General features: G+C 55.5%; 9 protein-coding genes. 7 read left to right on the forward strand and 2 right to left on the reverse strand.

All coding sequences use genetic code 11. The annotated features are described in order from the left end of the window. The first annotated feature begins 200 nt into the window (after positions 1–200). Positions 201–1076: a helix-turn-helix domain-containing protein gene (locus ACU0FH_RS23125; protein WP_446197054.1), complete on the forward strand. Its 876-nt coding sequence runs from the start codon at positions 201–203 to the stop codon at positions 1074–1076. Positions 1077–1155: 79 nt separating this feature from the next. Here ACU0FH_RS23125 and ACU0FH_RS23130 read toward each other — a convergent pair whose 3' ends face one another. Then, on the reverse strand, positions 1156–3282 hold the full coding sequence (locus ACU0FH_RS23130) for a TonB-dependent siderophore receptor (RefSeq protein WP_446197055.1): 2127 nt from the start codon (positions 3280–3282) through the stop codon (positions 1156–1158). Positions 3283–3634: 352 nt separating this feature from the next. Here ACU0FH_RS23130 and ACU0FH_RS23135 point away from each other — a divergent pair, with 352 nt between their 5' ends. The 6 genes from ACU0FH_RS23135 (at position 3635) to ACU0FH_RS23160 (ending at position 10284) form a co-directional block, all read left to right on the forward strand. After that, on the forward strand, positions 3635–4624 hold the full coding sequence (locus ACU0FH_RS23135) for an iron-siderophore ABC transporter substrate-binding protein (protein ID WP_446197056.1): 990 nt from the start codon (positions 3635–3637) through the stop codon (positions 4622–4624). Beyond that, positions 4621–5652: a FecCD family ABC transporter permease gene (locus ACU0FH_RS23140; RefSeq protein WP_446197057.1), complete on the forward strand. Its 1032-nt coding sequence runs from the start codon at positions 4621–4623 to the stop codon at positions 5650–5652. Before ACU0FH_RS23135 ends, ACU0FH_RS23140 begins: the two co-directional genes overlap by 4 nt. Next, positions 5649–6695 carry a FecCD family ABC transporter permease gene (locus ACU0FH_RS23145; RefSeq protein WP_446197058.1) on the forward strand — a complete coding sequence of 349 codons (1047 nt, stop codon included), beginning with the start codon at positions 5649–5651 and terminating at the stop codon, positions 6693–6695. The genes ACU0FH_RS23140 and ACU0FH_RS23145 overlap by 4 nt, the downstream gene beginning before the upstream one ends. Continuing rightward, a complete protein-coding gene (locus ACU0FH_RS23150; protein WP_446197059.1) occupies positions 6692–7510 on the forward strand; it encodes an ABC transporter ATP-binding protein in 819 nt (272 codons plus the stop codon). The genes ACU0FH_RS23145 and ACU0FH_RS23150 overlap by 4 nt, the downstream gene beginning before the upstream one ends. Continuing rightward, positions 7510–8544 carry a siderophore-interacting protein gene (locus ACU0FH_RS23155; protein ID WP_446197060.1) on the forward strand — a complete coding sequence of 345 codons (1035 nt, stop codon included), beginning with the start codon at positions 7510–7512 and terminating at the stop codon, positions 8542–8544. Before ACU0FH_RS23150 ends, ACU0FH_RS23155 begins: the two co-directional genes overlap by 1 nt. Before the next feature lie 273 nt (positions 8545–8817). Further along, positions 8818–10284, forward strand: coding sequence for a mechanosensitive ion channel family protein (locus ACU0FH_RS23160; protein ID WP_446197061.1), 1467 nt, complete (start codon positions 8818–8820; stop codon positions 10282–10284). A 74-nt stretch (positions 10285–10358) separates the two neighbouring features. On the opposite strand, the gene ACU0FH_RS23165 is transcribed toward ACU0FH_RS23160, so the two are convergent. Next, the gene (locus tag ACU0FH_RS23165; RefSeq protein ID WP_446197062.1) at positions 10359–11717 is read right to left on the reverse strand and encodes a phospholipase D family protein; all 1359 of its coding nucleotides are present in this window, start codon (positions 11715–11717) and stop codon (positions 10359–10361) included. Between the last annotated feature and the right edge of the window lie 1206 nt (positions 11718–12923).

Below are 12923 nucleotides of genomic sequence, written 5' to 3' on the forward strand. Positions count from 1 at the left end.
GATCGCGGCAACGCGGGCAACGCGGGCAACGCGGGCAACGCGGGCAACGCGGGCAACGGTTGTTATCAGGTGGCTAATCTTGTTATCGGACGCAAGGTTGGCCATAGTGTGCTGCAAGAGCCAATCCCTGCCAAATGCCTCTTTCGTCTTGAATTGGTTCGGATAGCCAATTCCACGATATTTTGCGGAGCCAACGCCTCTTGGGCTATAGTCACGATTTCACCGGTCTTACTGAAAAGGTCCAATGCACGGCGCCTGTCTTATGGCGACAGTTCGAAAACGTGCTTGCGGCCTACTGGGAAGCAACCGGAGAAGTTGAAGGGCAGGGGTTTTACGTCTCGGCCAATCCTCGCCTGAGTGTTTTCTTCTCTGATGTGAGTTCCATCAAGGTTCTCGGCAACAAAGAAAGCCGTCCCTTGGCGCGCGCGATTTACGTTCCGGCGGGGATGCAGTTGCGGACGTCCTTTACTGAAGCGGTCACATTCTCACATCTCGATATCCATTTCGACTTCGCTTGGGCGGTCCAATTTCTTTCGGCGAGCTTGCCGCGCTCCTCTGCGGTCACGTTCTTGGAGCGTCCGGCTGAATGCGACGACATTTCTGATCTTCAGGGTATCGCGCTCTTGCTTGCGGATGAATTGCGCATGCCAAAGCGAAATACGATTTACGCGGAAAGTATGGCGGCGAGTTTGTTGGCGGGCGTTGTTGATATCGATGCTGTTGACCAAGATCCGGTCAATGCCCGTCTTACAGCCTCGCAAATGCGAAAGGTGGTGGCGCGGTTTGAAGATGGCGGAGGAAAACGGCTGACCATTGCGCAGATGGCAGAGGCCGTTAGCCTTTCTGAAAGTTGGTTTTCACAGGTCTTTAAGAACACGACCGGGGTGACGCCACATCAATGGCAGTTGAACCGGCGCGTTGAAGAGGCGAGGGGACTACTTTCTAATTCAGAACTGACTGTCGCGGACATAGCGGACCGACTTGGTTTCTCGGATCAGGCCCATCTGACCAAATCGTTTCGGCAACTCGTAGGAGAGACACCGGCTGCATGGCGTCGCAGTCATCGGACGCGTTGAAGCCGTCCTAAATTTACCTTCCACGCAAAGTAAAACCTCCCCATCCGCCCGATGAAGGACGGACGGGGACGAGTTGGCATTACCATGTATGTCGCAGCGCGGCAGTGATGGTTCTGCCGTTATTGTAATAGTCCGCAGTTCCACGGCCCACGACATACTGCTTGTCGAGCAGGTTACTAACATTCACTGTCAGCTCTGTATTCGGCGTGAAGGCATAGGAAAACGATGCGTCGATGTAGGTCTGCGACGGGCTCTCGCCGTTGTTGTTGTAAACATTGTAGTAGTAGGATCCGACGTATCGTGCGCCTAAACCAACGCTCATGTCATTTCCGGGCAGATCATAATTCAGCCAGAGCGACGCTAGGTGGTTGGGAACAGCCGAGAATTCGTTTCCGTCAACGGTTACCCCCCGAACATCGCCACGCACGAATTCGGATTTCTGGTAGCTGTAGCCACCGATCAGGCTCAGATCTGCCGAGATTTCGGCTTTGCCTTCGAGTTCAAAGCCCCGTACGCGGGATTCTCCGATGGTCTGCCGCTCAATAACGCCGCTGGGAAGAACGACGGGAACAACGACGTTGTTCTTGGTCAGATCGTAAACAGAGGCCGTGAAGAGCGCGTTTATGTTCTCAGGCTGATACTTGACGCCGATTTCGTATTGTTCACCACGTTCCGGCTGAGTTCCAATCGATGGCGGAGCGACGGATTCCACGTAGCTGAGGTAGGCCGAAACCTGATTGTTGATCTTGTAGGTCAAAGCGCCCCGATATGAGGACTCGGAAAAATCAGCCTGCGTGGTAGCAGCCGCGAGATTGTCCGTGTTGGTGATGTCAAGCCAGTCATGACGCGCACCGAAGGTTGCAATAACAGTGTCCGAGAAGGACAGGTTTTGCTGTATAAAGACCGATTTAGTCGTGAAATCGTTGGCCTGGACACTATAGGGGGCATACCCGGTCGGGGCACCAGTGTAGACGGGATTGTTCAGATCGATCTGCGTGTAGAGCCCATAAAACGCCGAACTTGTGTTTGAAGCGTCCCGGTATTCGAGCCCTGCCAGTGTGCTGCTGTCGATGCTGCCAAAGCTCGTATCGTACTGGAGAATGACGTTCCCGATGAGCTCTTCAGAGGTGCTGTCGGTACCAAAATAGTAGCGATCGACCAATGATCCGACCCGCGCGGCATTATCTGACAAGTACACATAACCAAAATCGTCTTCCAGATCGCTGTAACGAAGATTGGCCCGCAGGCTCAGCCCGTTTTCGAATTCGTGCTGGAAGGCGGTTGAAATCGTCAGCCGGTCAACATCATGATAATTGAAATCGGGCTCACCGAAGAAAAGGCTCCGGTCATAACGCTTGTCCAGCGGGTAGCCGCCGCTGTTTGGCGTACCCTCGCGTTTAAGGTAATCTACCGTGAATGTCAGCTTGGTATAGTTTGTCGGTGCCCAGGTGATCGCACCAAGAAAAAACTGCTCATCGTCCTCCGATGTCGCGTATTCCAAGTCCGCATGCTGGACTTTGCCGACTACGCGGTAAGCAAGCGTTTCTTCCTCGTTCAGAACATCTCCGAAATCAAACCCAATTTCCGCGTGATTGTTCGTGCCGTAACTCGTGTAGACTTCACCAAACCGGTAGAACTTGGGCGATTTGGTGACGAAGTTGATTGTGCCGCCCGGGTCGGATGTACCAAAAAGTGTAGAGTTGCCACCTTTGATCACTTCAAGCCGTTCAAAAGCATAAGGTTCCTCGCGAACGCCGCGCATGCTGCCAAGTGTCAGCCCGTCACGGTAGGTCGACGCCTGAAAGCCGCGTACGAGGTAATAGTCGTTGCGGTCATCTGTCCCATAATAGTCAGTTACCACGCCCGGCGTGTATTCTAGAACATCTTCGACCTTGTCCGCGTTTCGCTGGCTGATTTCCTTTTGGGTGATGACCGACACCGAGGCCGGCGTATCAAGGACGCTCGTTGCAACCTTGCCCCCTGTCCAGAGTTCTGAGGCCACGATCGATTCAGCATCGTCATCGGCTTCAACGCCCATGTCCACGATGATCGGAGACAACCGGTAGGCACCGCTGGGGTTCAGATCATCCTGGGCGAAAGCGCTAAGCGGCAGGGTGACAAGTGCTGTGCAACCCAGAAGCAGGAAAGCCGATCGCCGCGCAGGTCGCGACAGTGAAGGACGGAAAGTTTTGGTCGGTGACCCCATGATGCGGTTCCACGGTTTGAGTTATCTTTGATGTTGGCTTGCTGTCCGGCCAAAGCGGCAGCTTGCTGTTCGCCATGATCCGAGCGGTTGGATCACTGACTGCGGTGGCACGAAAACTTCCTTATCACCTTTGGCTTGGTCGCTTCCCGCCGGGGACGCTCATAGGGCATCGGGAAGTGAAAGTGTATTGTACAATCTGACTGTTTTTGTCGGAAACTTTGGAAACATGACATTTTTCATCTAATAATGGGCGCCCTTACAAGGCGTTTGCCTTGACGGAACTCGGTCATAGTGAAAAGCCGACAAAAATACTTGCCTATATCGAATCGAATGCGGAGGCGTCGAACCGCCCATGAAAAAACTGTTGAAAGCTGGTGCCGTCCTTGTCTCTCTCGTCTCTGCAGCCGGGATTTCCACAAGCACTTTCGCCCAAGAGTTCCCGGTGTCGGTTGATCATGCCTTTGGTACGACAGTGATCGAGTCGAAGCCGGAACGCGTCGCAACGGTGGCTTGGGCCAACCACGAAGTACCGATTGCCTTGGGCATCGTGCCGGTCGGCTTTGCACGGGCGAATTTCGGAGATGCAGACGGCGATGGCGTTTTGCCTTGGGTATCCGAAAAGCTGAGTGAATTAGGCGCGGATACTCCGGTTCTTTTTGACGAAGGCGACGGCATAGATTTCGAGGCCGTCGCGGCCAGTCGCCCCGATATTATTCTGGCTGCATACTCCGGACTGTCCCGGTCGGAATATAACACTTTGAGCATGATCGCCCCGGTCATTGCCTATCGGAAAGGTCCGTGGGCCACGGACTGGCGCGAGATGATCCGCCTGAATGCCGCAGGGCTTGGAATGTCCGAAGAAGGCGAGGATCTGATTGATGAGATCGAGAAAGAAATCACACAAGTGATTTCTGGATATCCTGAAATCTCGGGCAAAAGCGCGATGTTCATCACCCATCTTGATGTCCGTGATCTCAGCGTAATCCGCTTTTACTCTGCCGAAGATACACGGGTTCAATTCCTTGATGATCTTGGCCTGAAATCTCCGAAAAGCGTGATCGATGCAGCGGAACCTGGAAAATACTCTGGAGAGTTGAGCGCCGAGAAGATTGATGACCTGTCTGATGTCGATATCTTGATCACCTACGGTGGCGAGGCGCTTGTCGACACTGTCACGGCAAATCCCCTGACATCGCGAATGAAGGCCATTGATGATGGCGCGATTGTCCTCTTGGGTGACGATCCGGTCGGAACGGCTGCAAATCCCACGCCCTTGTCCCTGCCTTGGGTTCTTGAAGAATACGTTTCCCTGCTGGCCGAGGCGGCGCGCAAAGTGGAATGAACGCTAGTTTGTCGCCAGAATTTGTTGTCCGCGCGTTGCGGCATTCCAGACGTCAATTGTTGGTCGTCGTCCTGCTTGCGCTCGTATGCGCGAGTGGATTGTCAGTGAGCTTGGGAACACGCGACGTCGTTTGGGCGGAAATTTGGGCAGGTGTGACGGGGAATACAGAAACGATGGCGCAAGCCGTTGTGGCCGTCCGCGTTCCGCGCACTGTACTGGCGGTTCTGGCCGGAGCCGCGCTCGGGCTTGCCGGTGCCGTCATGCAGGGTATCACCCGTAATCCGCTTGCCGACCCCGGCATCCTCGGTGTGAATGCAGGGGCGGCAATGGCAGTCGCCATCGGCATCGCGTGGTTCGGTATGGAAACGCTTGATGCCTATATATGGACGGCAATATCTGGAGCCGGTGTCGCGGCATGCTTCGTCTATACTATCGGATCGATCGGGCGTGGCGGCGCCACACCATTAAAAATGGCTTTGGCAGGCGCCGCGACAAGCATTGCTGCCGTCTCATTTACAATTGCAATTATCCTTCCAAGAAACGATATCGCCGGCGGAATTCGCTTGTGGCAGGTCGGCGGTGTGGGCGGTGCCACTTTCGAGGCTATCCTGCCATGTCTCCCGTTCCTGATTGCTGGTGTCACTCTCAGTCTGCTGTCAGCGCGAAGCCTCAATCTTCTTGCCCTCGGGGATGAAGCTGCGGCAGGCTTGGGCGCGCGGATCGCATGGGCGCGCGCAGCAGCCGCACTTGGCGCAATACTGCTTTGCGGCGCGACCACCGCTGTCTGTGGCCCGATAGGTTTTGTCGGCCTCGTCGTGCCGCATGGCTGCCGCGTGCTCGTAGGGGTGGATCACCGCTGGCTATTGCCGTTTTCTGCGCTGACTGGCGCAATTCTCCTTATCTGCGCGGATGTCGTAGGCAGGATCATCGCCCGTCCGTCTGAATTGGACGTGGGGATAGTAACGGCATTCATCGGGGCTCCGGTATTTATCTGGATTGTCCGTCAGCGCCGGGTGAGAGAGCTATGAGCACGGCATCTCAGACCGCACTTGCGGATCAACTCGCGCAGATGCGTCAGCAACGCGCCAGGTCACGCAGTCGGGTCGTCACAACCATCTGTGGCGCCGTGTTGGCTGGGTTCGCCGTGACACTCTGCCTAGGACAGTCGCTCACGCCGCCAATTGATGTGCTGCGCGTTTTGGCGGGAAGCGACGTGCCCGGAGCAAGTTTCACAGTCGGCACCTTGCGGCTGCCGCGAGCGCTCGTGTCAATCCTGGCAGGGATGAGCTTTGGCCTCGGCGGGGTGGTGGTCCAGACCATGCTCCGCAACCCCTTGGCCAGCCCGGACATCATCGGCATCAGCACAGGGGCAAGCGCTGCGGCAGTCTTCGCCATCGTCATGCTTGGCTGGAGCGGTGTGGCGGTTTCAGTGGTCGCGGTTCTTGCTGGGTTGGGCGTAGCCCTGTTGATCTATATGTTGGCCTGGCGTGACGGCGTCACGGGCACAAGATTGATCCTCGTCGGGATCGGACTGTCGGCCATGCTTGAAAGCTTTATCGCCTATGTTCTGTCCCGCGCGCCAAGTTGGTCGCTACAGGACGCGTTGCGCTGGCTGACCGGCAGCGTGAATGGCGCGACATTGGGTCAGGCTTTCCCGGTGCTTGCATCACTGACCGTATTCGGTAGCCTGTTGTTGACACGGCAACGTGCCATCGAAGCCATGCGCTTGGGCGACGACAGCGCTATCGCACTTGGTGTGCCCGTCGCACGGGATAGGGCGATAGTTATTCTTTCCGCCGTTGGCCTTATTGCTGTCGCGACGGCAGTATCGGGTCCGATCGCATTCGTTGCATTCCTTTCCGGGCCGATTGCACTCCGGATTATCGGTTCCGGTAAGTCGCCGTTCGTTGCGGCCGCTCTGATCGGCGCATTGCTTGTTTTGATCGGAGACTATGTCGGCCAGCATTTGCTCCCGGGACGTTATCCGGTCGGGGTCGTGACCGGCGCATTGGGCGCGCCTTACCTTATCTACTTGATCGCCCGATCTAACAAATCCGGAGAGGGTAAATGACCAGATCGAACCTTGTGGCTGAACAACTTACAGCCGGGTACGATCACCGTACCATTCTACGGGGGCTCGACTTAAGCGTGCCGCCCGGTCAAGTCACCGCGATCGTCGGCGCGAACGCTTGCGGCAAGTCCACGCTGTTGCGCTGTCTGGCCCGATTGCTGCAACCGGAACATGGGAACGTGCAGTTGGATGGCCGCTCTATCCACCAAATCCAGACAAAAGAACTGGCGCGAAAGCTTGGCTTGCTTCCGCAATCGCCTCTTGCGCCAGACGGTATCACGGTCGCCGATCTGGTCAGCCACGGTCGTCACCCTCATCAGGGAATGTTTTCCCGCTGGAAGAAGTCGGATGATCTCGCCGTTGCAAAAGCATTGGAAGCGACAGGCACCACCGATTTGGCCGACCAGGCTGTCGATGAACTGTCTGGTGGTCAGCGCCAGCGCGTCTGGATCGCGATGGCGCTGGCTCAGGAAACGGATGTTCTCTTGCTAGATGAACCGACGACGTTTCTCGATATCTCCCACCAGATCGAAGTCCTCGACCTGCTGATCGATCTGAACCGGAACCGTGGGACCACCATCGTGATGGTCCTGCACGATTTGAACCTTGCGGCCCGCTACTCGGATTTTCTGGTCGCGATGCGAGAGGGACAAATTCACGCATCCGGGCCGCCCGACAAGGTTCTCACCGAAAGCCTTGTCGAAGACGTTTTCGGCCTGAGCAATGTCGTCATGATGGATCCGACCTCTGGAAAACCGATGATGTTGCCGCTTGGACGCCACCGGATGATGTCTGACGAAAAGGGAATTGCTTAATGACCTTTGCAGCAAAGGCCACAGCCAAGTATAGCGGCGAGATAGCTGGGGATCTACTGGCTCACATCGCGAACCAAGTTCGAGAGGTCGATCTTCGGGTGCAGGAAACTGAACGCTGCTTGGTCGTCACACTTCCTCATGCAAGGGTCACCTTTGAGCGCGCGCAGAAAGCGTTGCAGGTGCGTATTGATGCTGCTGATGCGGTCAACCTGCACAATATCCGTGAATATGTGCTTTACATCCTTGATCACGTGGCCCCCGGAATTACCGCTGGGTCGGTCTGGGAGGGTGATATCTCCCATGGCAGCGCTCCGCCAAGTTTCACGACGGCAACAGTTGAAAAAATCTGGCGTGTCGCTCCGAACTTTCTGCGGATTGAAATGAGCTGTGACGACACGCGTCGTCTTGCCGAGGGCAGGGGGATGCATTTCTCGCTTCTCTTGCCGCCTGATGAACATGCACCGATCTGGCCCCGGTTGGATGAGAATGGCAGAACTGTCTGGCCCAAGGGAAAAGACGCGCTCCACCGAGCGGTCTACACTTTCGTCAATCTGAACCAAGAAGAAAACCGGTTCACTTTCGACCTGTTTGAGCACGAAGGAGGCAGGGCCACAGCTTGGGCACAAGCGGCCCGGCCCGGGGAGGTCGTCGGTATCATGGGGCCCGGCAGCGGTGATTTCCCTCCCGGGCAGGACATGCTGATCGCCGGTGACGAAACAGCCCTTCCGGCCATACGTCGAATTCTCACCTGTTCCGCGCCTGATCGCCAGGGCAAGGTCCTGCTCGAGGTCGAAAGCGCCCGGGACATCTGTGATCTCCCGCACCCCGATGCGATGGAAATCACGTGGATCCTGCGCGAAAAAGGCAGCGAACTCTGGGATCATCTCAAGAGTGCCGATCTGCCCGCTTCACAAGATCGATACGTATGGATCGCCGCCGAAAAGGAATTGGTCAGAAAGGCAAAAAAGCGTTTTCGTGATCAACTGGGCATTTGCCATGATAGGGGCTACTTCGCCTATTACTGGGCGTCCTGATTGGCGTTCGTAGGTCGCGGATGGGCGTCGACCGCGTAGGATTTCGCCAGGGTTATCAATTAGATCCTAAATCCACCGGCTTTCCTCACGCGGGTAATTGCGTTGAGGCGCGGAACACCAAGCGCCAGTCGTTTTTGGCAGACAACGGCAACTAATACCGCACTCACTCTTTTATTTGTACAACCTATGCGTGTTGCGGCCCATCCACCTATTCGATATCGTTGTGAGATATGATCTCAGGTTTTCAAGTCGTTTCAGTCTCAGGGGGCCTCCGTGAGCCGAATTATCCATATCTTTATACTGCTGATCCCTCTCTGTTTTTCGCTACAGACCTCTTCTCTTTACGCTCAGGGCACGGCATCAGACGGCTTGGCAGACGAAACGGCAACGGCTGAAGAAGAAGCGCCGGCCGAGGACGCCATCCCATCCTATCCAGCGGGTCTCGATAATCCCGAAATGGATATTGAAGAGTTTTCTATTCGCCTGATTCCACTCACAAAAGAAGAGCTATCCGAACTCGCGATCGTCTGGCAGCAGATCGCACGCGAACGAACGCAAGCGGTTGTCGAAAAACAGGTCGAACTGGAAACTTCCACAAACGAAAACGACAGTGCAGCCCGTGAAGAGCTGATTGCCCTGACAGAAGAGCGCGGAGACGTGTTCGACCATTATTCCGAAGTTGTCGATATGCTCGATAAAAAGGGCGGCGATGAGGCCGAGGTTGCCGATCTGCGATCCTATCGCAGTGCGATCATTGTTGAGGAGAAACAGCGCGCTGACTGGCGCACTCTTGCTCAAGAAGCTTTGAACTGGACCAGTTCCGAAGATGGCGGCATTCAACTGGCCAAGCGCGTAGGTGTCATTCTGATATCGCTGTTGGCACTTTTTATCGCCGCCCGGATCGTGCGTGGCTACGCGCATCGGTTGTTTCGTCGCGTCCCAGACCTTTCAAAGCTGCTACAGGCGTTCCTTGCAATGATGGTCTACTGGCTGACAATTGCCATCGGTTTGATGGTGGTCCTCTCGGCGCTCGGCGTCGATATAACGCCGCTATTTGCGATGATCGGTGGTGCATCCTTTATTATCGCCTTTGCGATGCAGGATACGCTCGGCAACCTGGCTTCGGGCCTGATGATCATGATAAATCGCCCGTTTGATGAAGGCGACTATGTCACGGTTGCGGGCACCGGAGGTACCGTGAAGTCGGTCTCGATCGTTTCGACGACCATCGTGACCCCAGACAATCAGGTGATCGTCATCCCGAATTCAAAGGTCTGGGGGGACGTGATCACGAATGTCACCGCCTCGGATACGCGGCGTGTCGATCTCGTCTTTGGTATTGGATACGACGACTCGATTGAAGAAGCGCAGAAAACGCTTGAAGAGACGGTATCGGCACATTCCCTAGTTCTTGCCGATCCTGCTCCAGTCATCCGCGTCAACGAACTCGCCGATAGTTCCGTAAACTTCGTGGTACGCCCGTGGACCCGGGCGGCAGATTATTGGACGGTATACTGGGACCTCACACGCTCGGTGAAAGAAGCTTTTGATCGAAAAGGCATCTCGATTCCATTCCCGCAGACCGATATGCATATCCGCGTTATGGGCGAAACGTCCCCGGCCGAGCTCACCGCAGGCTCTTCTGGTCGAGGTCGGCCCAAAGGCGCTCCGAACTTTCGAACTGGCGATGCTGGACCGGAAACGGCTGAGGAACTGGCTGGAAGCGAGCGTGACGGGTAGCTTCACCGCAAGATTTCGTGCAGCCGAGAATTTGAACGCGCCTTCAGAAGCGTTCGGAGCAGTACATGCTTTGCCTAAAGCTGCGATCCGATGGGAAGCACCGATAGGAGTCCCGCCTTCATATGTTGCCAAATGGTGCCTGTCGGCTCTTGGCTGTAAATATGTCTCGCACCATCTTCTCTGATTGTTTGCCAGGTGATCTGCCCGGTTTCATCCAGTCGAACCGCATAGGTATGATCCTGCAAAACGTCATCCAGCACGTCGGCCGCCCGATGCGCAACTATCGGTGAATCGACAAGGACTCCCATTTCGGTATTTATGTTCACGGATCGTGGATCCCAGTTGAAAGATCCCACAAAGAGGTAGCGATCGTCGATGGTAAATGCTTTCGTGTGGAGACCCGAGCGGGACTGGCCCCAGTTCACACCGCGTTGATCGACCCGGTCGGCATCCGGTCTTAGCTCGTGCAATTCCACGCCACCTTCAAGCAAGGCGCGTCTTCTCTTGGCGTAATGCGCATAAACCGGCGCGACGTCGTTTGATGCGAGCGAATTGGTAACGACCCTGACGTCGACACCCCGGTTTTCCAACTCGTTCAGCCATTCCACACCGTTCCTGCGCGGGACAAAGTAGGCAGACACGATGTTGACCGAGTCTTTGGCCGCCTCGAAATAGGGTACCAGTTTGGACGCGAGGATCGGCTGCGTCTTCGCATCCCCTGCGGCTTTTTCGGGCGGATCGGAATACAAGGTCGCGGGGACCCAATCGAGGTTCAGCGTGCGAAGTGTAAACTTGTCTTTTGCGGCCTTTCGCACCGCATCGGCATATGGTGTCTGACGCGCCTCGGTGATCAGCGCTCTCAGCCGCTCCCGTGCATCATTCAGCCCCAACTCCACCGGATCGCCGATGACGACTTTGGTCGGCACTGCAAAGTCACTGTTCCAATAGGCGTCGAAATTGTCCGAGACCTGATTGACGACCGGCCCGGCGACCAGAATGTCGAGATCCGCATAGTTCATTTCTTCTTTCGCAAGGAAGTATTCGGCACCGATATTTCTGCCGCCAACAATCGAAATGGTGTTATCCGCAGTCATCGACTTATTGTGCATGCGCCGATTGATGCGGTTGAAATCAGTAATACCGGCAAAGAGCAGGTTCTGGTCTCGCCAGAACGGATTAAAGAGCCGGATCTCAATATTTTCATGCGCGTCGAGCGCGGCTGTCATGGCGTCGTAGCCGGAAGTATCCATATCGTCGAGCAGGAGCCGAACACGCACGCCCCGGTCGGCGGCCTCAAGCAAGCTCCAGGCGAAAAGCTGTCCCGTCGGGTCATTGTGCAAAAGATAGTACTGAGCATCCAGCGACACATCTGCCTCAGCGGCGAGCAACATGCGCGCGGCAAAGGCTTCTTCTCCGTTACTGATCAGTTTCACGCCCGATCGCCCATCCCGCGGATCGCCCAGCTTGCGCTGAACCTCCGCAAGCCTGGTGCCTGTCTGGGGTTTGGCTGCGTAAGAAGGTGTCTTCGTGTATTCACGAGGTCCCGACGCACAGGCGGTAAAAGACGCGCTTACAAGTACAAGAAAAAGGATTGTTCTCGCCATGATCTGACATCCGCACTTACTTCAACAGTAGCCAAGCGCAACATCTTATTTCAACCTTAGCAAGTATTTTATTGTTCATCGCAGCTTCAGGGAGTGGACCTGAAGGTCGGGGGCAAGAATTGTGAGAATTGGAACCAATAGCCAAATCGTACGCTATCGTGCCCGGCTAACCATCCTTATGGAAAATAACCGCTGCAGATGTTATAAAGCTGCCAAAGCCAAGCATCGCGGGAGGACAAGATGCAACCAGAGCTTTTGACACGCCGGCGCGCAGTCCGCTTGACACTCGAACGATACGACAAAGCTGACCGAGAGTGGCGGAATGCACTTGTGGAAATGAGGAGCTGGTTTCCGGTGTCTGCGGGGGCATTCACCGGTGCGATGGGAAATCCCGGGTCTCGCATCCGCAAAATCTATGACACCCGCGCCCGTGCACTCATGCAGTTCGAGGTTGCGCTGCGAAAACTCGAGAATGCCAGACAACGGCAATCCGAAAGTCACGCGAGCCGTAGGGTCCGGGTGACGATGTTGCACGGTAGCCAATATTTCTAGCCGGCGGTCTCATCCAAATATCGATCTGTAGCAGCGGCATAAGACGCAACCCTAAGCTAAACGGCTTAGGGCTTTTTCAGCTTGTTGGCGCTGATCTTTTTTGGGTCCACCCATGCGATGCTTCGGTTTCAATGAGGATCAACCATTCGCCGTTCTAAAGCCAATCTCTGCCCGGCACTCTCATGCGCAAAATGAGAGTTTTGATGATGTGCTTGCTCGCACATCAACGGAGTGACCTAAGGGCACGCAGCAAAATACTTCCTTAGTTTTAACCGCTTGCGCTCGGTGCAACCCGGCCTTGCAGTTAAATCTGTTACGTCTGCGCGGTCGGGCACCGATATAGCGGGAAACCAATCAAACCTGTTGCCTCCAATGTCCACGACCTTAGCCCAAGCGCTGCCAAAACCCGGATTGATTGAAGGAGGCCTCTCGCGCTGGCGCGAAGTTCTCGCAGGCCATTACATGCGGTTGAGCGATCGGTCA

This window comes from Heliomarina sp., assembly GCF_052826185.1.